The sequence below is a fragment of the Candidatus Leptofilum sp. genome, assembly GCF_965223525.1.
Taxonomy (GTDB): domain Bacteria; phylum Chloroflexota; class Anaerolineae; order Promineifilales; family Promineifilaceae; genus Leptofilum.
This window is the reverse complement of record NZ_CBDCWX010000005.1, coordinates 790,196-813,640: the sequence shown is the minus strand read 5'-3', so window position 1 is coordinate 813,640 and position 23,445 is coordinate 790,196. Positions and strand designations below refer to the sequence as shown.

Sequence of the window (23,445 nt, the reverse complement as noted above, 5' to 3'; positions counted from 1 at the left end):
TTTTTACCGATTACCGACCTACCGGTTAATCCCCTGTTGGCGCAAATTGCGGATGTTTACCACCATAATCGGCACAACCACGACGAGTAAAATGACAGCCAGCGAACTGGCGCGGCCAAAGTTGCGGAAGTTAAACATCTCCACAAACATGCGGTTGGCAATCACCTCTGTATCAAACTTGCCGCTGGTCATCACAAAAACGATGTCGAACACTTTAAGGATGGCAATGAAGATGGTCGTACCGACAGTGATGATGGCACCCTGAATCATGGGGATGATGACGCGGAAGAATATTTGTAGCTCAGAAGCACCGTCCATGCGGGCGGCTTCCAGCACTTCGCCCGGCACGCCCTTTAGCGCAGCCGAAAGCACAACCATGGCAAAGCCCGTTTGCAGCCAGACCATAATGACGATGAGGGCATACGTATTGAAGCTGGTTTCGATGAGCCAGGGAATTGGTTCCATCCCCAAACTGGTCGTGATGGCGTTCAGTAGGCCAATCTGGGCGCGATCTCCTGGCTGCCAGGCGTAGACAAATTTCCAGATGACGCTAGCACCTACAAAAGAGATGGCCAGCGGCAAAAAGATGAAAGATTTGGCTAATGCCTCCCGCTTTACGCGGTCTACCAGGGTGGCGATGATGAGGCCAATGGCTACGCTGCCGCCCGTGCCGATGATGAGCCAGAGCAGGTTGTTGCGGAAGGCAATGCGCATTTCTGGGCTGGTGAAGGCGAATTGGTAATTTTGCAGACCGACGGCCGTCAAACTAAAAACACGCTGCTCGGTCTCGTTGTCGGCATCGGTAATCGTTTGCGGGCGTACCACCAACCAGACATTTCGTTCGTTAGCGGTCACGCTGGCCAGTTCAAACTGGTCGGTATCAATGAGATAGCGGTTAAAGGTAAGGTCATCGGCGTCGGCTACCAGATCGGCCGCAATGCTGTCTGACGCCCAATACTGCTCTGGCACTATTTCGGGAATGTTGAGGATGTCTTCAGAGAAGCTGGTGTAGACGGTGTTAAAGACAGGATAGATGAGGTAGGTAGCCAGCAGCAATATTGCAGGGCCAACAAAGACAAACGGCCGTAAGCGTTCACGCAAACTAAATGGCAGCCGTCCAATCAAATCGTTCGCCACCCAAAACAGCACCCACACCCCACCGATGCCCACCACGAGGGCAACGGCCGTAATCATCAGCTTGCCGGTGAGGGGATTGATGCCGCTTTCTTGTAAAGTTGCCAGGGCTGAATCTAGCCCCAACCGCGTATAAATTGATAGTAAAAGCTGTTCCGGTGCTTCCTTGTCCCGCATGAAGCCAATGCTCCAGCGCAGCACAATGTAAACGGCCGTCGCAATGCCAAGAGATAAAGCTGCCCGCCCCAAGTTTGTAACCTGATTTTCTTCTTGCTGAGGAGGTGAAACATATTGCCCAGCCATGTGGTTATCCTTCCCGAGTAAGGGCGGGTCTCAGACCCGCCCTTACATTATCATGATTATGGTTTAGTTTTCTGGCCAGCTATCTTCAATTTGCTGGAGGACGGTTTCGGTATCTGTTCCGCTGACCCAATCCACCATGCCGCTCCAGAAGGTGCCTGCGCCTACTTCGGCGGGCATCAAGTCAGAAGCATCAAAGCGAAGAGTCGTTGCGCCTTGCAGAATTTCAGCTTGGCCTTGATCCACGTAGCTGCCGTACCAGTCGGCGGGGACGCTGCGGTTGGGGGAGATGAAGCCTCCGGCCTCAACCCAGCCTTTGGCGGCATCAGCCGTTGCCAGATATTCCATCACAGCCAACACCTCTGGCCGGTCAGCGAAGGCGGCAAAGACATCGCCACCACCCAGCACGGGACGGCCGTAAGCCTCGTCAATTGGCGGCAGGTAGAAGAAAGAGCTATCCACGCCCGCTTCTGTACCTTCCGGCCAGAAGTCAGGAATCCAGCCTGCTTGACGGTGCATCCAGCACTGCGGCCCGGCTTCATCAAACATCGGGGTTTGCGTATCGCCCACCCAGATGGTCAAGATACCGATGGTGCCGCCGTAAACGTAATCCTCGTTAAACCAAATGTCACCCACAATGTTGGCCGCATTGACAACCTCTGGGGCATTGAAGGGAATCTCATGGTTTACCCATTGGTCATAAACCTCTGGGGAAGCTGTGCGAAGCAGCACATCCTCTACCCAGTCAGTAGCCACCCAGCCGGTCACGCCGCCATGCTCCATGCTGACGCACCAGGGCGTGCCACCGTCGGCCACAATTTGGTCGCTTAGGGCAATCATTTCGTCCCAGGTTTCGGGAATTTCGTACCCAGCATCTTCAAAAGCCTGCACTGGATACCAAACGATGCTCTTGGTGCTAGCGCGGAAGAAGACGCCGGAAAGCTGCCCATCCACTGTCGCCAAATCGATCCAGGCATTGCTGTAATCGGCTGCGAGTTGGTCTGTATTAATGTTGGTGCCCAAATCAACCACGGCACCTTCGCGGACAAACTCAGCCAGTAAGCCCGGCTGCGGGAAACCAGCAATGTCAGGTGCGTCACCACCTTCAACCCGCACGGTGATGAGCGTTTCAAATTCGGATGAGCCTTCATATTTGATGTCTATGCCGGTGCGTTCTTCAAAGTCTGCCAGGGTGTTAACGAAGCTGTCTTCTTCACCTTCTGTCCATTTTCCAAAGATAGTTACTTCGGTGCCGGCAAATTCACCTGCTTCGGCGCGTGCCAGATGCTCATAACCACCAGCCTCTTCAGCAGCTTCTTCCTCGGCATCGCCCGTGCCGCCCAGACCTGTTTCGGCGTCTGGCCAGCTATTTTCAATGTTTTGGAAGACGGTTTCGGTGTCGGCTCCGCCAACCCAATCCACCATGCCGCTCCAGAAGGTGCCTGCGCCAACTTCGGCGGGCATCAGATCAGAAGCGTCAAAGCGTAACGTGGTTGCGCCCTGCAAGATTTCAGCCTGGGCCTGGTCTACGTAATTAGCGTACCAATCGGCCGGGACGTTGCGGTTGGGGGAAATGAAGCCGCCAGCTTTCACCCACACTTCAGCCCCTTCGGGCAAGGAGAGATATTCCATGAGTGCGGCCGTTTCTGGGCGGGTGTTGAAGGCTGAGAAAACATCGCCACCGCCAAGAACGGGGTTACCGTAGGCTTCATCAATTGGCGGCAGGTAGAAGAACGAGCTATCTACGCCTGCTTCCGTACCTTCCGGCCAGAAATCAGGAATCCAGCCTGCCTGGCGGTGCATCCAGCACTGTGGGCCAGCGTCGTCAAACATCGGGGTTTGTGTATCGCCTACCCAAATGGTGAGGATGCCGGTGGTGCCACCATAAACGTAATCTTCATTGAACCAGATGTCGCCCACGATGTTGGCGGCGTTAACCACGGCTGGATCGTTGAACGGAATCTCGTGGTTTACCCATTGGTCGTAGGTTTCCGGCGGTGCGGTGCGTAGCAGCACATCTTCCACCCAGTCGGTGGCCACCCAGCCGGTCACGCCGCCGTGCTCCATGCTGACGCACCAGGGCGTGCCGCCATCGGCCACAATTTGGTCACTCAGGGCGATCATCTCATCCCAGGTTTGGGGCACTGCGTAACCAGCATCTGCAAAGGCCTGCACGGGGTACCAGACGATACTCTTGGTGCTGGCGCGATAGAAAACGCCAGAAAGCTGATTGTTGACGGTGGCTAGATTGATCCAGGCGTCGCTGTAATTGGCGCTTAGTTCGCTCGTGTCTAAAAATTGAGCATGATCAGGAATGGCACCTTCGCGCACGAATTGGGCCATTAGCCCTGGCTGCGGAAAGCCCGCAATGTCGGGCGCGTCGCCACCTTCCACACGCACGGTGATGAGCGTCTCAAATTCGGATGAGCCTTCGTACTTCACGTCAATGCCGGTGGCTTCTTCAAAGGGAGCCAGAGCCGCCTCGAAGCTTTCGCCTTCGGCTTCTGTCCATTTGCCAAAGACGGTGACTTCACTGCCAGTAAATTCGCCAGCTTTGGCGCGTTCCAGGAAGGAACCAGCAGCTTCGTCGGCCATTTCTTCGTCGCTGGAATCGGCCGTTTCGTCGCTTGTCTCTGTCGTTTCTGTTGCGGTATCCGTATCGGTTTCTGTGTCTGTTTCGGTGGCTTGCGGCCGTTCGCCACAAGCAATTGCAAATAAGGCAATCAGGGCAAACAAGAAAATTAGGGTTAACTTTCGCATTGTAATCTCTCCTTCAGCTTACCTATTGGTTAAGGTAAAACGTATGGTTGTGGCTCTCTCTAGTGTGACGGGATACGGTCGTTTTCCGAACAGTTGCTGAGAGAGCCACTCCACCAAGGAGCTTTGTCGAAAAGACCGTTGTTTTGGGGTATTATGATTGTGGTTGAGGGATCACCTCCTTTAGCTTGGATAACGTCACAACTCTGGAGTTTGCCGCTCGATTGTGGCGTTATCTACTTTTAATAAACTTGACCGATGCACATCATTTACACATTTACATATGAACCGCTTCCACTAAAACGTTTTGTTTTGCTAATTGAACAGCCCCCCACAAACCAGGGTTGAAATCTGGTGAAATGAGGTGCAATTTTTCATCTAAAAGCAGTTTGGCAGCCAATGATGATTGTTGGCGCAGGGCGGCCAGCTCGCGCAAAATAGGTTCTACGAAACGCTGACCGCTGCGGGCAACGCCGCCGCCAAGCACAACCTTTTCTACGTCGTAGGTCATGATGAGCCACTGAATAGCACGAGCCAGATATTGGCTGACGTGCCTGATAACTTTTTGTGCCACAGGGTGACCATCTCCAGCCAAGCGGTACACATCGCCAGCGTGTTGAATTTGTGATTCTGCTTGAGGGTTCGCTGTCAGGAATTGACGCACGATAGCTGGCCCAGAGACAATAGTTTCAAGACAGCCGCGCAGGCCACATTTGCATGGTTCGCCATCCATCTCTACTAATATGTGGCCAATTTCACCCGCCATGCCGTTGTATCCTCGGTAGAGACGGCCGTTTAGCACCAAACCAGCAGAAATGCCCGTTCCAATGCTAAAATAAGCAATCGTTTGTACAGGTTCCATTTGACGCACATGATTAAAAGCACCAATAGCAGCTGCGCGTCCATCATTTTCTAAAAACGTAGGGACTTTGAATCGGGATGAAACAGCAGGCCCAAGCGGGTAGGTTTGTAAATTAAGGTTGACGGCCAGTTGCACAATGCCTGTCGCAGGCTCCACTTGACCAGGTACCCCCAGGCCAATGCTCTCAATTTGCTGCGGTGTGGCATCGGCTTCGGTTAATGTTGCGTGGACAGCACGGGTTAGGGTGGCTAGAAGTTCATCGGGATTGGTCGCGTGCGTAGGTAGGGTGGCCTGCCCAAGTAAATTGTTGTTGCCATCCACCAGCAGAGCGGCCGTTTTGGTACCGCCTACATCTAATCCAACAAAAAGCTGCGCTGCCTGCATTCGCCGCTCCTTTCTAAAAAACGCCCAAGCCCTGGCTTAAAATGAGCGCAGATGCGCCCAACAAAACAAGATTTTCTTCTTTGTTAGCGTACTGTACGGCCGTTCCTGCTGCCAATTTGGGTAACACACGATGGGTCATGCTAGTGCGTACCGCTTCAATAAACAGGTCGCCCGTTTGGGTGACATTGCCCGCAATAACAATCCGGTTTACGTTCAAAATGCCTACTAAATTAGCCACCGCCATGCCCAACGTTTTGCCCGCTTGGGTAACGATTTCTTGGGCTGTTGCATCCCCTTGCTCGCATGCCTGCTGCACGTTTGCCCAAGAAACTGTGCCGCCAGACGACCGTAGTTGGGCCAATACGCTGTCAGGATTCTCATCGGCAATGGCTTGGGCCTGGCGCAGCATGGCGCGCACGCTGGCGACTGTTTCCAGGCAGCCATGATTGCCACAGGTGCAAAGCTCACCGTTTTCCACCACGCTGACGTGCCCAATTTCCCCAGCACCGAAGCCTTCACCATAGAAGATACGGCCGTTCAAAACGATACCGGAACCAATGCCCTGGCCCATTTTGATCAAAACCAAATTGCGTGAATCGTCGCCACCGTAGGAATATTCTGCCAAGGCTGCCAGATGACTGTCATTGGCAATGTAAACGGGGAAGTTGTAGCGGTCTTGCAATAGCTGCCGCAAAGGCAAATCATGCCAATCCAGGTTAACCGACTGCTTAACCAGGCCAGCGGTGGCATCAATCAAGCCGGGGCTACCCAATGCGAGTCCAAGCACCGGTGCCGTAACGTTGGCCAAAAGCTGGTCTACCAGTTCATACACTAGATTGAGAGCCTCTGCGGCGGTACGGCCGTTTACGGGTAGGTTCACTTGTTCTCCAAAATGTCCCCGTAAATTTACGAGAGCCCCATTAAAATGCTCATTCCCCAAGTCCAGGCAGACAAGCTGGCGCGCATCCTCTGCCATGTTGAGCAGAATCGGTGGCTTGCCTCCTAAAGATGGCCCATAGCCAGATTCTGCAACGAGCCCTTTGTCTAACAAACCTGCCACAATATTAGAAACAGTCGCCCGTGTCAGACCGGTCATCCGGGCTACATCGGCGCGGCTCACGTCGCCAGCCGTATAAATCGTTTTGAGAACCAGGCGAGCGTTGTGCTGCTTGGTGTGTTGCCGGGTTGCCTTTTGGGTAGGGGATTGGGAATGTCTCATTTATAAACGAACCTTTGTAAGTTCATTAAACATACTAAGAGTTTAACACACTATAGAAACGGCCGTCAACACCAATTTTTACTACCTTCCGCTGCTGATGTCGTATACTAGGACAGATTTCAAGAAAAAGTGTGACATTATGTATGCGGCAGGAGGTAAGGTATGTTTCAGAGACTTTCAAATAGTTGGGAATTGGTAAAAGCCAGTTGGCGCGTGCTGCTGGCCGATAAAGAGCTGATGGTTTTTCCGTTGGTCGCGTTTTTTGCTTCTATATTGGTGATGGTAACTTTCGCTGTCCCCACCATTTTGGCTGGCGTGCTGGATACGGCCGTTGCCAACGGTGAACTTAGCGTCTTTAGCTACATTGTGGCTTTTTTGTTTTACGTGGTCATGTACTTTGTGACGATTTTTGCCAATACGGCGCTGGTTGGGGCGGCAATGATTCGGCTTGAAGGGGGCGATCCCACTGTAAGCGATGGCTTTCGCATAGCATTGAGTAAGATTGGCAACATCTTTGGCTATGCCGTCATCGCCGCCACAGTGGGGACTATTTTACGAGCCATTTCGGAACGCTCTGGCGCAATTGGCCAACTGGTCGTCTCGCTCATTGGCTTTGTCTGGAATATAGCCACATTCTTAGTGGTTCCCGTGCTCGTAGTGGAAGATGTCGGCCCGGTGGAGGCCGTTAAGCGTAGCGGCAGCTTACTGAAAGAGACTTGGGGTGAGCAGATTGCAGGGAATTTAAGCGTTGGTTTGATTTTTGGCCTGGTGGCTTTCCTGGTGATTTTGGCCGGGGCTCCGCTCATTTTTTTGGCGGCGACGTCTGGTAGCGTGGCCTTGATTATAACGGCCGTTGCCATCGTCGTCTTGCTGCTAATTGCCATCTCGCTGGTGAGTAGCACCCTGAGTGGCATCTACACAGCAGCGGTTTACCGCTTTGCCACCACGGGTGACACGGGTAGCTACTTTGAAGCTGATATGGTGAAAGATGCTTTCAAGCTAAAATAATTGGCGTGTTGCGTAATTCGTTTTGCGTTTTTTCTACGCAAAACGAATTACGCAATATTTTCTCAAAGCAATTGAGGCACGGTTGTACTACGGTTGATACAGTTCCGTTTCCGGGTAAAACGCATACCAGCCAAACCAGTAGGCCAGATGGCCGTTGATGCGCGCTAGCGTTTCACCGTCTGGACCAATCAATGCTTCTTCGGTGACTTGCCAGGGACGGCCGTCTTCATCTACCACCTCAAAATCATTTGCACCGGGGGAGAAGCTGTGTTCGCCACGGGCAAATGTGCGGATTTCGGCTCCAGACGTATACGTAACTGGGCCGATGCGTTGGCTGATGCCCTCCACTTCCACTATTTCACCTGCGGCAACCAGGGTAACGGCCGTTTCCCCCACCACATCATTCACCACCCGCTCCGCTAACAAATCTATAACCGGGTACGCCTTAGGCGTTTCGTCAATTCGCAAGGCATACACATGGTCTTTATTGAATAGCTGATCGCTTTGCTGCCAAACCGGGAACATCAGCCCATCCTGGAATAGCCGAGAATCATTGGCAAAATAATCGCCATAGGCAGCACCTGGAACGTAAAGGCGGTTAAAGCCTGTTTCCATGTCTACAACCAATGTTTCTGGGTGCTGCTCTTGCCAATCTGCCCAGGTTGTTAGCACCACCGGCAGCAAATTGAGCCGGATGTCGCCAGCCGCCAGGTCGCCCAGCACCGGCTCGCCCGTAAGCTGGTTCCACAAAGTAAATGTGCTGCGGTCATACATCAGCTTGTTGCTGCGGAAGAGAAAACCAGAGGAGCCAAAGGTGTAGGTAACTTCATTGCCTTCCAGGTCTACAGAACGGCCGTCGTAGGCCACAGCCGCCCCGCAAAGCGTGCAGTAAGCTAATGACACAGGCACCCCCCCAACCACGTCGTTGGCCATCTCGTGCCAATCCAAAATACGCAGCGGGTAAGCCCGCACATCTCCGTTAATGGCAATGCCAAAAACGGGTTCCCATGGTTCTAGATAATCTTCTTCAGTGGCGGTTAGCATGTTGGGATTGTCCAGCGCCGGAATGCCATCTAGCACTACGCCCCCCCACTGCACCTCTTCCACTCGAATTCTTGAGGGATGGCTGTCTTGCAAAAAGAGGCCGAAATAGTTGTCTATGCCTGCCAGCAGCCGCCCTTTCCAGCTCGTAAAGCCTGGGGGTGGGATGAGGTCTGTGCTGCCGTACCACATGATCCAATCCCCCCAATTTTCTCCCCAGCTTTGCCCGCTGAGCGTTTCCAAACTGCTGACGATTTCGTCAAACTCTGGATATTGAATGAGGCCAATTTGCCGCCCGCGCATTAGCTCGATGAGAACGGAGACGAACCGCTGATCCTCAGCGGCTAGAATGCGGGCTAGGGCAGCCTGGATATCGTTTATGCTGCCTTCAGTTAGATTAAACATGATGGAACGCGCTTCCTCATCATCAATAGGGCTGGCAGCAACGGCCGTTTCTTCATCATTTTCGTCTGTGGAGACGGCCGTTTCCTCCGCAGAATCTGAGTCACTTGTGGCAGTTTCAGGTTCATCTGCCGTGTTTTCAGGTACGGCCGTTGGCGTGCTTTCTTCTGGAGAGGCAGGCCCACATGCTGCCAGCCCCAACAGGAGACTTGCTAAAAAAATTTTGCGTAAAAGAGACATGCGCTGCTCCTTGTGTAACAAACAGTTGTGCAAACTACAGAAATTCTTCGATAAACAAAACGTGATTTCTGTGAAGTTTGCTTTGGAGTATAGCAAGAGATTGGGGCGGGAAACGGCCGTTTTGCTACATGTAATCATTTGGTAAGGATCAGATGAGCCTAAAATGAAAAAAGGCGACCTGATTATCAGGTCGCCTTTTAAACATTGCGTTTGCAGCTATTAATTTGCGGTGAAAATAACGCTATTGTCGCTGCCGTGTTCGTTAGCCCAGTAAGCATCGGCAGCTTCATCGTTGTGCCAATGCGCGCCATCTACCAAATAGCGAAACTGGAACTGGCCTTCTTTGGGCAGCCGGATTTTGGTGCGGAAGGGGCCTTTCTTGAGCTTCTTCATCTGAATTGGTTCCCAGCCATTATGCTCAGAAACCAAAGCAACCTGCTCGGCATTTTCTACATTTACCTCGAACGTGACTTCACATTCATCTTTTGTCTTAAAGAACTTTTTCTTCAACATGGGATAGTACCTCCAAAAAATTGGGATTATGTTCCTGATGGAACGTTGTGTGCATTGTTAACAGTTTGATTTTTACATGAGTGACAGTACATTTTCTGCCAAAACAGCGCCGGATTATAAGCAATATGGTTGACATGTCAAGGATTTTGACAAGAACAGCGGAAAACAAGCAGATTTTGGCCAAAAGCAGAAATTTTAAGGCTATATTTAGAACATAGGTTCTGATTTTGTGATACAATTCCACCATATTCAAGCGTACAAAGCCCCCCATTTTTAAAAAGTTTAACAACAAAGGAGATAGTAATATGCAGGTAGTGCAACGATATCCAGACGGTGTTTTTTGTTGGGTTGATCTCACCACCCCAGATCAAGAAGCAGCAAAGGCATTTTATTCAGGCTTGTTTGGCTGGGAGATAGATGACCGCCCAATTGATATGGGTGGAGTATATACCATGCTCCAACTCGAAGGGAAAAACGTGGCGGGTCTGGGCGAAATGCAGCCAGACATGAAGGCGCAGGGAATGCCAGCCTTTTGGACTTCCTATGTAAAACATGATGATGTAGACAGCATTGCCGCAAAAATGAGCGAGGCGGGTGGCAATTTGATGTTCCCGCCAATGGATGTGATGGCATCGGGCAGGATGACCGTCGGCACTGATTCCGCAGGTGCAACATTTGGTGTTTGGCAGCCCAGAGAGCATATTGGCGCAGAATTGGTAAACATGCCCAACACGCTCGTTTGGAATGAGTTACAAACCCGCGAGCCAGAAGCGGCTAAAGTGTTTTATCAGTCGGTGTTTGGCTGGACAAACGCTGCCGACGAAAATGGGTATGTGACGTTTTCTGCAGACGGCCGTATGCAGGCGGGCATGATCACGATGGATGAAAATTGGGGACCAGAAATTCCCAACAATTGGTCTGTTTACTTCATGGTGAAAGATGTAGCCGCCAAAGTGGCGCAGGCAGAAGCGTTGGGCGGTAAAGTGATGGTGCCGCCAACCCAGGCAGGTGAAATGGGCATCTTCGCCGTCATCGCAGATCCGCAAGGCGGTGTGTTTAACGTGATGTCGTTCAACGGGCCGATTGATCCGCCGCCAGGGTATGAAAAAGCCTCTTAGCGTGTGATTTTGTAATTGGTAATTTTTACCCTCACCCCGGCTCTCTCCTTCAAAGGGAGAGGGTTAGGGAGGGGTCAAATTTGCGTACGCACCTGGGATTTTGGGGGAGCCGAAGTCAAAAAGTCGCGGGCAAAGCGTTCGTTGTAACTGTGAATGAGCTGTTGGATACGGCCGTAATCCGCCCCCGCCACCAGCAAACCAGCATGATACTTTTTGGGGAGCCGCCACACGATTTCTGGATCATCATACGCTGATAAATCGGGCTGTTCTTGCTGCGCCAGGCAAATGATAAGCCCGGCGTAATCCTGGCGCGGCGTGGGGGGCTGGTAATCCTCGCGCCGCACGCTGGCCAGGTCAATCCGCGCTACCTCTTGCCAGAGGACAACCCCTGTGGCTGCTTCCACCAGGCGGTCAATGTTGGCTCCCCCAACCCGTGCGGCCGTTTCTAGGAAGTAAAAACGGCCATCTGCCTCTGCCTGGATGAACTCAGTGTGGGCGACACCGCGCACTTGCCGCAGCACGCGCATCAAATTCTCGTTGGCAGCGATGAGTGCTAGGTTGCTTTCGCTATTCCGTTCTAACGTACGCGTATTAAAGATGCCGCCCCCAGTGGTGACGGCCAGCGGCGGCGTACCGTACTGGCTGGCAACAGCAAAAACCACCCCGTTCTCCCAGATAAGCGAATCCACATGGCAGACGTTGCCCACCACAAACCGCTCGAGCAAATAAAACGAACGCTGGTCGCCGAGTTCGTTTACGGCCTGCCAGACAGCATCGGCCTCATGCAGCTTGCGGATGCCAATCGCCCCTGCCTCAAAACGGGGCTTTAGCACCCAGGGCGGCGGCACTCGCTGGAGAAACTCGTTGAGATCGTCATTGTTGAAAACGGCCGTAAATTCCGGCACCAACACCCCTTCATCCCGCGCCCGCACCCGCATCGCTAGCTTGTCACGGAAGTGGCGAGCCGTCGTCTCCCCCATGCCTGGAATGCGTAAATGCTCACGCAGTGAAGCGGCCGTAGCCACATCGTAATCATCCAACGCCACAATACGGTCAATTTTCTCTGTGCGAGCCAGGTAGCTCACCGCATACGTGACATCTGGCTGCTTAGACAAATCTGGCATGATAAACCGTTCTTCAATGACATCCAGCGGCCAATCGGGAACCTGGGCAGCTTCTTCCGAGACAAGCAGCAGCACACGCGTACCTTGCCGCTTGGCTTCCAGCAGATAGGGAATGCCTTTGCATTCACTGGCAATGGCCAGAATGGTGATGGGACGGTTTTGGGACATGGTCTTCTCCGTGTCAACAGGTGGGGTTTGAATACGGCCGTCATTTTACCTGCAAATAGAGCAACGTAAAAATGCAATCAGACATTGAATTGCACGTAAATACGTGCTACACTGTTTTGCGTGGAGGCTTGTTTGTATGGAAAAACAAAATGTGACCTTATCTTTACCCAAAGAAACATTACGCAAGGCCAAGATTTTGGCCGCAGAACGCCAAACTTCATTATCTGCCTTGCTCACGAAAACGCTTGAAGAAATTGTGGCAAAATCAGATATGTATGAAATTGCCAAGCAGCGGCAGTTAGTTCTAATGGAACGAGGGTTTGATTTTGGCATAGAAGAGACACCAGCTTGGACGCGGGATGAGCTACATGAGCGATGAGTATAGCTACCAATTTGTAGACACAAATGTGCTTGTGTACGCTTACGATAGCAGCGACGCTCAAAAACAGCAGCAAGCCAAGAAACTTTTACAACAACTTTGGCAGCAGCAGTTAGGATGTCTGAGCATTCAGGTTCTGCAAGAATTTTTCGTTACAGTTACGCGCAAGCTGGCGAAGCCACTTACGCCATTAGAAGCTTCACAAATTATCGCAGATTTAGGTTTATGGCGGATTCACCAACCGCAAGTTGAAGATGTGTTAAGTGCGATCCAAATTCAGCAGCGGCATCAACTTTCATTTTGGGACGGCATGATTATTCGGAGCGCTAGCCAGCTTGGTTGTCAAATTATCTGGACTGAAGATTTGAACAGCGAGCAAATAATTGAAGGATGTACAATCCAAACACCATTTGTGACATGAGAAAATTACCCGAAAGTGATTGGAAAAAATTGAGACGTATCAGGGAAAAGGCTTTAGACAGATTCTGCACACGCGTGCTGTTGCAAGTTCATGCCAAATCTGACGCCAATCACCTTGAAGAAGCCCACAAATCTTATCTTGAGATATACGAGTTTATTGATGAAAACGATGAGATGCTAGCAATATTATTTGATGGCAGACGGCGCTCAACAGCTTTCATGACGCTTATGGGTTGGCTGAGTCAAGGTCTTGTAACGAAGAAGGAATTGGAATCTCTTTCCGAAGATACACAGAGAACAATGTCCAATCAAGCCGAAATCAAATTCCACACATGATTTATTGAAGAGTCGCTATCAGCTTTTGTTTTTAGCAACTTTTTCCGCCCCGTCGCGCGTAATTTGAAAATGATCGAAGTCGCGGGCAACGTGGGTGTTGGGGAAGATGGCTTGTGCTTCTTTGCGAATCATACGGCCGTTATACCGCCGCGATAAATGGGTGAGAATCAGGGTGCCGACGTTGGCTTCTTTGGCCAGCCGAGCCGCTTGAACGGCCGTCATGTGGCCAAACTTGTGTGCCAACTCTGCATCTTCTTCTAAATATGTTGCTTCAATCACCAGCGTATGCGCATTTTGGCAAATGGGCAGCAGCTCATCCACGCGTCCCACATCCCCTACATGCACATATTTGGTACCGGGTAGCGCTTCCCCCAACACATCATCTGGCTGGATGATACGGCCGTCTGCCAAAGTGACCGCCTCCCCACGGACCAGTTGCGCCCGTTCTGGCCCAAACGGCACGCCCAGCACGGCCGCTTTTTCTGCCAAAAAGGGGCGATGTGCTTTCTCCTCAAACAGAAAGCCAAAGCAGTCTGGCCCGCGATGCTGTACGGAGAAAGCCGATAATGTGAACTTATCATCCGCCATGATGATGCCGGGTTCGATTTTGGTTAATTCGATATGAAGAGGGGAACGGCCGTGCGGGAAGACCACCTTAAAGAGCAAATCAGCTACGCGACGCAACGTGCTGCGCCCCGCAAAAATATCAACTCGCTCCATATTTTCCCAGCGTGCTAGCGTAGAAACAAACCCGCCCAACCCCAAAATGTGATCCAGATGGCCATGCGTCAGCAAAATCTTGTTCAGTCGCTTGAAGCCCAAGCCACTGTGCAAAATTTGCCGCTGCGTACCCTCCCCACAATCAATGAGAAACCGATACTCACGATACAAAACAATATGCGCTGATAGCCCCCTGTAAATGGAAGGTGCCGACGCTGACGTGCCTAAAAAAATAAGTTCAAACATGGGCGTATTGTAACGGCGATTGTCGGTTTAGGGGATACTGATTTGAAGTAAGCCAAAAGAAACCCCCTCAACGGGCTTGTCGTTGAGGGGGTAAGAAGGAGGTAAAAAATGCTTGCTTACACAAATTGCCAACAAATTGCTGACAATGAAGATGGCTCCCAACTTGGAGATGGGTTTTTAGTAAGCCCCGTCTCCTTTTAAGACTGCTGGAATAGTACGCAGCAGAATTTTAATGTCTAACCAAACCGACCATTCGGTGATGTATTGCATATCCAGCGCAACCCGTTCGTCGTAGGTGGTGTCGGAACGGCCGCTTACCTGCCACAACCCCGTCAACCCTGGCATCACCATCATCAGCGTGTTGCCATATTGCCCATACTTGATCAATTCGTCTGGAGCAATGATGCGTGGCCCGATGAGAGACATGTCTCGTGCCAATACATTTAGCAATTGTGGCAGTTCATCTAGGCTAAACTTACGTAAGAATTTGCCAACAGGCGTCACGCGAGGGTCGCATTTTAGCTTGTAATTTTTGTTCAGTTCGCGGCGCAGTTTTGGATACCGTGCCAAAATCTCGTCACCGTTCACATACATGGTGCGGAACTTGAAGGCGTAAAATACACGGCCGTCTTGCCCCAGCACCCGCCGACGATGAAAAACCGGGCCAGGCGAATCTAGCTTAACCATGATGGCGAGAAAAATAAAGAGAGGGGCAATTAGCAGCAGGCCAGGTATGGCCAAAGCATAATCAAGTGCAAGCTTCATCGCTTGATTGTAACGTGTCGCTACCATCTGTTGTTCGCTTTTTGCGGTATTTGCTTCCATGCTGGCCTTTTCCAGGAGCCGATTTGTTTGTGTTGCTTGGATCAATGTTGTACTCCTATGAACGACTGCGATATATATGCTTGTTCGTTGTTGATTCGGTGTTTTTTGACTCTAACACAGTGTACGTAAGGCAGCTTACAACAACACTTACTAAAACTTAACGACGATTTGGCCTGTTTCAGAGGGGAACAGCGACTGTTATGCTAGTTGAAAGGAAGACTTAAGAAAGGCTGTAAGGAGGGATATGGGGGAGTGTATGACGGTTAAACGGCCGTTGCCACCGCCGTACAAAATAAAATCGCCACGGCACAAGCCAAATTGAGCCATAGTACCTGTTTTTCTCGCTGAGCTAGCTTTTGCTGCTCGGTTTTGGCAAGTTGCGGCTTTTTATCTGCCAACAAAGCGATTCGATCCGCTGCTGGATACAGACCGAATTGCAAATAGACAGTCAAGGCAGCTAACAAGCCAAAGGCAATATGCTTTACTAACATCGCCCAGGCCCAGGTGCTGTCAATTGCCAAAAAGCCACTATAGTTCACGTCGTTAGTCATTTGCACAAAGCCTGTGATGAGCAGCAAAACCAGACTGATGTTTGCCCAGGGGATAAGCTGTTTTTGCAAGGCAAGCCAACCATTCTGAGCTACCGCGCCTTTGCCAAGAGCTGGCCAGGCGGCTAGAGCCATCAACACCAGGCTGCCAAACCAAATGACGGTTGCCAACAAATGAATCCAGTAAGAGAAAACAAGAATCCAAAACATTGCGCTTACCCCAACAGTTTATTTGGGCATTGCCTTAAGAGCCAGATAGGCTTGGCGAGGCATGCCGTCTGGCAAAACAATTGACCACCAATATTGTTCATGCTCTTCAGGCGTCCAGGTGGCATCGGCCATGTAAATAGTGAAGATGGGGCCAATCCACGGCTGCCAATTTTCGCGGGCAAATTGGTATGCTCCCACCAAATAGTTTGCCTGCTGCTGCTCCGTTACGCCATGCCAGGTGTAAGAAGGGTGTAAATCTTGCTGCAAAATCCAGCCCGTCTCCAAAATGACGATCTGTTTGTCTGCATCGCCGTTGGCAACCATGATGTCGCGCATATCCTCTACGTGACGGAAGACGTTCCAGCGGTGGCCGCCCCACTCTTCGTTCAAACCCTCTTCGGGTGCTAATTCAGGTGGTGCTTTATAGCCTGGGGCATTCAGCCCCAGCGCATCAAAGTAAGCAGATGCGCCCGCCGCGTACATGCCGCGCAAAAATTCATCGTCTGGCATGGCTTGCGGCATTGGGCCGCCTGTGGGTGCTAACCCGGCAGATACAACAATCGCGGCTGGATCGCCAGCTTTGATGCCTTCATAACAAACGCGCAGCAAGGCTGTGTACTCAGCAGGATTTGGGGTTTGTTCGCCCCACTCTCGGTTGAGATTCGGTTCGTTCCACACTTGATACGCTTGAATTTGGCCTTTATAGCGGTCTGCCAGGGCAAAGCAGAAATCGCCAAAATCCTGGTAATTTGCCGGGGGCTGATTTTGGGTGATTGGTTTATCTACCAATGCCTGAACACTCCAGAGTGGTTGGTGGTCAATGCGGACGAGCAGGTTGAGATTGGCTTCGTTGGCTTGCTGCACAATGCGGTCTGGCCGGTACCAATCGTATTCCCCTTTGCTGAAGCCTTCAATGTCGCGCCAGGCGAAGACTTGTTTGACCCAGCCAAAGCCCATCTCTTGCACCAGTTGCAAATCGTGGGGCAGCACGTCGTCTACGTGCCACCATTGGGAAAGGTGTACGCCGTACTCTGGTGAGTTGAAGAGTTGGCCGGGTAGGAGATGCGGGGTGGGTGTGGGCACGGCCGTTCCGTTCACAACCATCTCCACTTCTGGCGGGGGCAGGGTGGGCGTGGCCACTGGCGTTGCTGAGGGTGCTTCCAGCGTACTTTCCGTTTGTGAGGTTCCGCAGCTAATCAGCAGCAAAAGCAGGAGGGTTGTTACAGTGAGCGTGAGGCGTCGGTTGGTCAAGGTAATTGGGTAACTGAGTAATTGAGTAATTGGGTAATTAGGTAGCTAGCCAATTACCCAATTACTCAATTACAGCATTTATGCGTTAGTCGGGCTTTTCCATGTCTGCCACGGCGCTAAACGCTGGACGGGGTGCGCCATTGATGTCTACGATGCTGTACGGTACGGGATCGTCTTGGGGGCCGCTGCCCTTGTTGCCAAAGTCATAGTTGAACAAGAAGGCGAGCCAGACGTTGCCGGAAGCGTGCATTTGCTGGAACGCCTGCACAACGTAGGCGGCTTGCTCCTCCAGCGTGTTGTCCTGGGCAAAGGCAAATCCTTCGGGAACGACATCGTACCCCTCACTGCTGGCCCAGCCAAACTCAGTGACGCACAGCTTCATGTTGGGGTCTATCGCCTGGATTTTTTGGGCATAGGTGTCTAGCGTGGTTTTGAAGCTCCAGCTATGGTGTGGGTTGTCGAAGGGGCCACGGAAAACGGCCGTTGCCGCTTCTGCCGTGCTCCCCGCCTGATCAAACGCCACATCTGGGGCAATGTTGTAGCCGTTGTGGTGCGCCCCAACACAATCAGTAAAGTTGAGCATGCCTGCTGCCAAGGCGCGATCCAGATATTCAAAATCGTCGGCCCAGCGCACCCAGTCGCCGGTGCCAGTGGGTGATAGCGCGCCACTAATCACAATGATGTTTGGGTCGGCAGCTTTGATGGCGTTGTAGGCAACTTCCAGAAAGCGAACGTAATCTTCTGGACTGATGCCGTTGGTCGTTTGCCACTCACGATCCAGATTTTGCTCATTCCACACCTCAATGGCGTCAATCTTGCCGGGGTGCCGATTGATCAGTTCGGTGAGAAAGTTGGCGTATTCGTTGTAATCATCTGGCGGGCCGATGTGGTTGCCTGCCGCTCGTGTCCACTCTGGCGAGCCAACCACGCTCACCATCAGGTTCAGGTTGTGGTTGGCCGCTTCATCAATGACGCCATCGTAAAAGAACCATTGGCCAGCATTGGGCGAGGGGTGGATGAGCCACCACTGAATTTGCATTTTCACCCAATCCAGGCCAAGCTGCCCTTCCACGGTGTCCATCGTGGAGATTGGGTCGCCAACCGTGGCATTGCCGTGTACCTGAACACCATAGCCGAATTTATCGGTGGGCCACGGCCGTATTTTTACTTCTTCAACCACTTCTGCCGGGGTAGGGGCGGGATCGTCAGCGCCACTCCCTTCTTCAACCACCACCACGGGCGGTGGTGCCAACGTGGGCGTGGCGGCTGGCTCTGGCGTTGGGGGATTAGGAACGGTGTCAGCACTGGTATCGGGTGCGGCCGTTTCCGGCTCCGTTTCGCCACCACCACAGGCAACGATTAAAAAAAGAACGGCCGTTGCAAAAAATAACCATCTCATCTGTTTCATAAATACCTCACGTAAAGAAAAGGCGCATTTTGCCCCTTGCGTAACAAAATGCGCCTACCATTCTACCTGAAATGTTTCAAACAACGTTACGGATTCATCACTTGCCGCAGCGTTTCACAAGCTGGGCAGCTACCATCCTTACGAATCATGGCAAAGCCAGCCTGTGGGTCAGAGTTAAACGTGACAAAATCCACGTTGAAAACGATCAGCAGGCGGGTTTTGCCGCTGTTGGCTGCCAAACTGGTGGCCTCAGCCAGCCAGGCGGCGTGCTGGGCAATGGTCGTGTTGCCCGCCCAGGCAAAACCCGCAGGCAGGCCACCGTAATCTTGACCAGACAAGTAGCCCAGCTCGGTAAAGCAAAGCTGCCGCGAGCCACCAAAGGCATTGTAGTAAGTATTCACCATGCCCCAGAAGTAGCGCGTATAATGCTCGCTGCGGGGATCGCCGCTTTGCTGGCTGGGCGGGATGATGCCCTCGTTGTAATGAATGCCAATGCAATCCATATAGCTGGCAGCGCCCGCATTTGCCATGCCTGCCACGTAGAGTGCGTCGTCGCAACCTGCGCCGCTGCAGCCACCAAAGAAACCGGTCGGTGCTGGGCCACCGCTAATCACCATAACGTTGGGATTGGCAGCTTTAATAGCCTGGTAAGCAGGCTTCAGCATGTTGTTGGTGTAAGAAACCGGATCAATTTGACCGTTCGGCCATTCTCGATCGATATTCTGTTCATTCCAAACTTCAATCGCATCGGGGCCGAGGGCAGCAACGCCTGCCAGGAAGTTGACGTAGGCATTGAAATCAATGTTGCTGTGGTCGGCGCCGGGGATGCTGAGGAGCACCTTGAAGCCGTTGGCATGTGCTTGCTGAATGCGCCCGGCAACGGCATCTGGCGAATCGCCAATGCCCCATTTATGCTGGAATTTCACCCAGTTCATGCCTGCATAGGCCATGAGCGTGGGGTTGGCAAAGGTGTGGGATTGCCCGCCCAGTTCAAAAGATGCGTTGGCTACCGGAGGCGGAGGAGGTGGGGGCGTTGTGCCGCCGCCTCCATCGCCGGAGCCACCGCTATCGGCCACAACGGGGGGATCAACTTCTACAACTTCCAGGCTGCTTACGTCTAAATCTGGGCTGAGGTCTAGCAGCGTACCAAAAATCCAGCCCTCACGGCCGTCTTCTGGCATGAGGATTTGATACCAGCTAGCGTCTGAGTTGCGGCCAACCACATCTACCTGGGTACCGCGGCTGAGCCCACCAGCAATGAGGCCGTAGGTAAGCCCTGGCCCCACGCGCACGTTGGCGTTGACGTTCACAACGGCGTCGGCATCACCAGGGTCTATTGCGCCATCGTTGTCGTTGGATTCTTCTACAGGGGCGACGACGGCCGTTTCCGTTTCAGGCTCTTCTACAACCGGGGCTAGCACATCCACCATGACGGTATCTAGCATGGCGACCGCTTCACCCAGGGCAAACTCGGCCATGATGGTGTAGCTGCCTTCCGCTTCTTCACCAGGCCAGGCAAAGGTGAGTTCGTTGCCGCTCTCGCTGGCCAGGATGCTGCCGTCTTCATCTGTTACCGTCCATACAATGGCTGCCGCATTTGTTTCCGGGGCGGCACTTAGCCCGGTGAAGGCAGCTAGCGTAGCGGCGTAGCCAGCTTCATCTGCCACGTTGCCCAGTCCACGAACGGCCGCACCGCGCAGGCGATACCGCTCTGCCAAAGCCAGACGATTGCTGAGGGCGGCAGGGTTGCCCAGCCACACATCGTGGGTTTGGTCGTTCATTTCATAGCCATAGCGGTAGGTCAGGCTAGCCCCGTCCCACTCTAGTGGTGACGCCTCGCCAGAGAGGGCGACTTCGATGGCTGTGCCCGGCTCTACTTCTTCACTGCCAGCCACAAACTCTATTTGGCCAAAGTTGGCCAACGCTTGTTCGTTGGACATTTCCAGGAACGCCTCGCCAACGCGATCTACAGCCCCGGCATTGACCATCATGGTCAGTTTGTTGCGGTCAATCAGGCGCGTGGCCCAGTTGAGTAGCTGCATACTGGCACCGTTAGCGCCAAAAGCGGTCGGGTCTAGCGGCATGTTCAGGTACACAATGTCTGCGGCTTGCCCAATGGCAGCCCAATCTTGCCCGCCAGTAAGCCATTGGCTGCCATCTTGCTGTGGTGCAGCCAGGGTGACGGCCAGGGTGAGGTTTTGAGCATGAAGCGCATCAGCCAGGCTACCAACAAAGGAGCTAAACGCATCTTTTTGGGACTCTGCCACGCCTTGATAATCTAGATTGATGCCTGCGAAGTTGCCGGAAACGGCCGTGTTCACCAGGGCATTGATCTGGTTTGTTTGGGCAGTGGAGTCACCGAGCAGCGCCGAAAGGGAGGCTTGGTCTACAACCACACCCACGTTGGTGACGCGCACCAGTGCATCAAACTCGCCTTCGGGCAGTTCTGTTACTTCGCCTTGCAAATCGCCCGTGCCAACCAGCGTGAGCGTGCCAACCGACAGTTCTGTTAGGCTAGCAAGGGCTGGGTCAGACAAGGTTTGCAGGGGCAAAAGTTCTGCTCCGACGGCCACCGTTTCGGCTTCGCCAGACTCTACCAGGGTAAATGCCTGGTACAAGTTGTGGTCTGGGGAGACGATTTGACGGGTTTCCAAATCGATTTGGCTGGGGACAAAGCGCCAGCTTTCGCCATCCCAGCCGTAGAGATCAACCATTTCTACGGCCGTTCCTGCCGGCACATTGATGGCAACTTTACCGCTGAGGGTGTTGGCATCATGCTCCACTTTGTACACGCTGCCGCGCACGGTGCTGTTGGCGGGGAATGCGCCCAGCTCGGTGGCCGCATCGCTGGCGCTTAGGCTGCTCACGTTCACCACAGCTGTGGTGTCGCTAACAATCACGTCTACCTCGCCTGCAATGGATGGATTGCTGGCGACGGCGGTTTCTGCTTCTGTTGGAGATGCCGTAGGCGAACTTTCTGCGGTTGCCTCTTCATCGCCGCCAAAGCCTAGTCGCTCGCCCAATGAGATGGGGGGCAAAAATAGACCGGCAATGATGAGAATAACGACAAGCACAATCCCGCCGATTAACAGGCCAGAGCGTGCAGGTTGTTCCATTTCTGAGGGGGTGTCTTCAGACGGCCGTTCCTCTTCCATAACTAATACCTCCGTTGGTGCTGTTGGTGTGTTTGGGAGGGGAGACGGCCGTTTTCAGGCAAGGCAGCGAGGCAATGAGACTTTCCCATTAGCCAAAAATCTACCACTTTTATCCTCTTCCCTAAATAATGAACACCGTAACAGCATTCATGCAAAAAGCGGCTTTTTTGTAAATCACAAAAAGCATTTTGATAAAACTTGAGCCGCGAAATTGTGATTTACTTAAGTAAAAGCGGGAGAAATGGCTCTTCTTAATTTCAAAATCTTTCCCGCTTTTACATGAACGTTTTCACCGAAAATAGTAATTTAATCGTTCAATATGAGCCGCTTCTCCTCTGGTCATTTCAATTTTGCCAGAGCGGCGGACATTCTAGCACAAGGATGAAAAAGAAGGCAAACCAGGGTAAGGCTGCTTACATTCAGAGGTGTGAATCTTTGAGGAAACGTTAAGAATGAGGGTAGAGGCGTTGCATGGCAACGCCTCTACCACAAAAGATCAATATTCGTCAACGCCAAAAACAAGGGTGTCTGGGTGAATATCCTTCCAGCCAAACCAGAATGAGGTGGTTCCTTTGTGTCGCGTGAGTTGTGAACCAGCCAGAGGGCCATCGAGTGCCTCTCCGGAGAGGGCATCCCAGGTGGTGCCGGTTTCATTATCCTGGATAATCAGCGGGGTGTCTGTGGCGGCAAAAGTGAGGGTTTGGTCAGCCACAATGCGACTGAATGCGACGGAAACGGCCGTTTCCACATCAAAAATCACCAGCACCGTCTCATCGCCTACCGAGTCATTTAGCACCGGCTGTTCGTTGAGCGCACTAAATGGGTAGGCGACGGTTGCGGCTTCCAACTCGACGCCGTTGACGAATGCTTTCACATTTAGCCGATCGTCCTGAATGGATTCGGGAATGACGCCTGTTTGCGAAGAAATGTAATAACTGTCGTAGGTATCACGACCGCCACGGCGACCATTTTTGTTTAAAGCAACTGTTTCAGGGTGTAATGATTTCCATTGCTCCCAGGTCATCATCCACGAGGGAACAAATTCCAGCTTGGTGCCAACCAGTTCGCCCTCAACCGCCTCGCCTAATAGCTGGCTCCAATAACTTTCTGTTTGCCGATCATACATGACCAGCACGTTACGAATGAGCTTGCCAGAAACGCCAAAGGTATACTCTTCACCATTGATTTCTCGGGAATACACGATTCCCGTAAAGCAAAGCGGTCACCAGGTAACGGCGATTTTCACGCCGCCAACGGTGTCGTTGACAATTTCATGGTTGCTTAAAAATGGCACAGAGTAGGCGCGGGCGTCTCCATTGAATGCTACGCCAATCACCAATTCGTCAGGATCGTAAAATTCGTCTGCTTGCGCGATGGTTAGAAATTGCGGGTTGTCAATGGCCGGGATCGCGTCTCGTGGCAGTAGCGTGATAATTTCAAAATCGGCATATTTATCAGCCGGAAACCGCTCGGTGGCAGCGGTTGGCTCCTCGGCAACTTCCGTAATAGGCGCGTCAACGGCCGTATCACTTTCTGCTGGTCCAGTGTCAGTGGGGGCGGATGTGGCGGGTACGGCCGTTGCACCACCACTGCCGCCACAGGCCACCAAAAAGAGCAGGGCCAGCAGCAGCCATCCTTTGGGTTGATTTAAACGATTCAAAAGCATAGACAACTCCT

Annotated in this window: 18 protein-coding genes and 1 pseudogene; 5 read left to right on the top strand and 14 right to left on the bottom strand. The window is 52.4% G+C overall.

Features of this window, described 5'->3' with window-relative positions:
- Positions 1 to 18 precede the first annotated feature (18 nt).
- The 4 genes and pseudogenes from ACOQPM_RS08970 to ACOQPM_RS08955 form a co-directional block, all read right to left on the bottom strand.
- Positions 19 to 756: pseudogene (locus tag ACOQPM_RS08970) on the bottom strand (carbohydrate ABC transporter permease); the annotation flags it as partial.
- Positions 757 to 1,500: 744 nt separating this feature from the next.
- Positions 1,501 to 4,194 (bottom strand): ABC transporter substrate-binding protein, encoded by a 2,694-nt coding sequence (locus tag ACOQPM_RS08965; RefSeq protein ID WP_420628913.1) that lies wholly within the window; start codon positions 4,192 to 4,194, stop codon positions 1,501 to 1,503.
- A 274-nt stretch (positions 4,195 to 4,468) separates the two neighbouring features.
- Positions 4,469 to 5,437: an ROK family protein gene (locus tag ACOQPM_RS08960; protein WP_420628912.1), complete on the bottom strand. Its 969-nt coding sequence runs from the start codon at positions 5,435 to 5,437 to the stop codon at positions 4,469 to 4,471.
- 13 nt (positions 5,438 to 5,450) lie between these two features.
- Entirely contained in the window at positions 5,451 to 6,656 is a 1,206-nt protein-coding gene (locus ACOQPM_RS08955; RefSeq protein WP_420628911.1) for an ROK family transcriptional regulator, read from the bottom strand.
- Positions 6,657 to 6,818: 162 nt separating this feature from the next.
- Here ACOQPM_RS08955 and ACOQPM_RS08950 point away from each other — a divergent pair, with 162 nt between their 5' ends.
- On the top strand, positions 6,819 to 7,664 hold the full coding sequence (locus tag ACOQPM_RS08950; protein ID WP_420628910.1) for a DUF6159 family protein: 846 nt from the start codon (positions 6,819 to 6,821) through the stop codon (positions 7,662 to 7,664).
- An 87-nt stretch (positions 7,665 to 7,751) separates the two neighbouring features.
- Here the strand turns inward: ACOQPM_RS08950 and ACOQPM_RS08945 are convergent, their stop codons facing one another.
- A complete protein-coding gene (locus ACOQPM_RS08945; RefSeq protein ID WP_420628909.1) occupies positions 7,752 to 9,347 on the bottom strand; it encodes a DUF3179 domain-containing protein in 1,596 nt (531 codons plus the stop codon).
- A 219-nt stretch (positions 9,348 to 9,566) separates the two neighbouring features.
- Positions 9,567 to 9,860, bottom strand: coding sequence for an isoamylase early set domain-containing protein (locus ACOQPM_RS08940; RefSeq protein ID WP_420628908.1), 294 nt, complete (start codon positions 9,858 to 9,860; stop codon positions 9,567 to 9,569).
- Between the two features lie 305 nt (positions 9,861 to 10,165).
- Here ACOQPM_RS08940 and ACOQPM_RS08935 point away from each other — a divergent pair, with 305 nt between their 5' ends.
- On the top strand, positions 10,166 to 10,978 hold the full coding sequence (locus ACOQPM_RS08935) for a VOC family protein (RefSeq protein WP_420628907.1): 813 nt from the start codon (positions 10,166 to 10,168) through the stop codon (positions 10,976 to 10,978).
- Between the two features lie 74 nt (positions 10,979 to 11,052).
- Here the strand turns inward: ACOQPM_RS08935 and ACOQPM_RS08930 are convergent, their stop codons facing one another.
- Entirely contained in the window at positions 11,053 to 12,270 is a 1,218-nt protein-coding gene (locus tag ACOQPM_RS08930; protein WP_420628906.1) for an ATP-grasp domain-containing protein, read from the bottom strand.
- Positions 12,271 to 12,406: 136 nt separating this feature from the next.
- Here ACOQPM_RS08930 and ACOQPM_RS08925 point away from each other — a divergent pair, with 136 nt between their 5' ends.
- The 3 genes from ACOQPM_RS08925 to ACOQPM_RS08915 are packed head-to-tail and all read left to right on the top strand — an operon-like array spanning position 12,407 to position 13,405.
- A complete protein-coding gene (locus tag ACOQPM_RS08925; RefSeq protein ID WP_420628905.1) occupies positions 12,407 to 12,649 on the top strand; it encodes a DUF6364 family protein in 243 nt (80 codons plus the stop codon).
- Positions 12,639 to 13,070, top strand: a complete 432-nt coding sequence (locus ACOQPM_RS08920; protein WP_420628904.1) for a PIN domain-containing protein — start codon at positions 12,639 to 12,641, stop codon at positions 13,068 to 13,070. Before ACOQPM_RS08925 ends, ACOQPM_RS08920 begins: the two co-directional genes overlap by 11 nt.
- Positions 13,067 to 13,405 carry a hypothetical protein gene (locus tag ACOQPM_RS08915; protein ID WP_420628903.1) on the top strand — a complete coding sequence of 113 codons (339 nt, stop codon included), beginning with the start codon at positions 13,067 to 13,069 and terminating at the stop codon, positions 13,403 to 13,405. Before ACOQPM_RS08920 ends, ACOQPM_RS08915 begins: the two co-directional genes overlap by 4 nt.
- An 18-nt stretch (positions 13,406 to 13,423) precedes the next feature.
- On the opposite strand, the gene ACOQPM_RS08910 is transcribed toward ACOQPM_RS08915, so the two are convergent.
- From ACOQPM_RS08910 to ACOQPM_RS08880, 7 genes are all read right to left on the bottom strand, one after another.
- Positions 13,424 to 14,371 carry a ribonuclease Z gene (locus tag ACOQPM_RS08910; RefSeq protein WP_420628902.1) on the bottom strand — a complete coding sequence of 316 codons (948 nt, stop codon included), beginning with the start codon at positions 14,369 to 14,371 and terminating at the stop codon, positions 13,424 to 13,426.
- A 177-nt stretch (positions 14,372 to 14,548) separates the two neighbouring features.
- Positions 14,549 to 15,196 carry a sugar transferase gene (locus tag ACOQPM_RS08905; protein ID WP_420628901.1) on the bottom strand — a complete coding sequence of 216 codons (648 nt, stop codon included), beginning with the start codon at positions 15,194 to 15,196 and terminating at the stop codon, positions 14,549 to 14,551.
- 263 nt (positions 15,197 to 15,459) lie between these two features.
- Entirely contained in the window at positions 15,460 to 15,954 is a 495-nt protein-coding gene (locus ACOQPM_RS08900) for a CopD family protein (RefSeq protein ID WP_420628900.1), read from the bottom strand.
- Between the two features lie 18 nt (positions 15,955 to 15,972).
- Positions 15,973 to 17,205: a hypothetical protein gene (locus ACOQPM_RS08895; RefSeq protein ID WP_420628899.1), complete on the bottom strand. Its 1,233-nt coding sequence runs from the start codon at positions 17,203 to 17,205 to the stop codon at positions 15,973 to 15,975.
- 85 nt (positions 17,206 to 17,290) lie between these two features.
- A complete protein-coding gene (locus ACOQPM_RS08890; RefSeq protein WP_420628898.1) occupies positions 17,291 to 18,613 on the bottom strand; it encodes a hypothetical protein in 1,323 nt (440 codons plus the stop codon).
- A gap of 86 nt (positions 18,614 to 18,699) precedes the next feature.
- The gene (locus ACOQPM_RS08885; protein WP_420628897.1) at positions 18,700 to 21,768 is read right to left on the bottom strand and encodes an SH3 domain-containing protein; all 3,069 of its coding nucleotides are present in this window, start codon (positions 21,766 to 21,768) and stop codon (positions 18,700 to 18,702) included.
- A gap of 496 nt (positions 21,769 to 22,264) precedes the next feature.
- Positions 22,265 to 23,434, bottom strand: coding sequence for a DUF3179 domain-containing protein (locus ACOQPM_RS08880; protein WP_420628896.1), 1,170 nt, complete (start codon positions 23,432 to 23,434; stop codon positions 22,265 to 22,267).
- Positions 23,435 to 23,445: the final 11 nt, after the last annotated feature.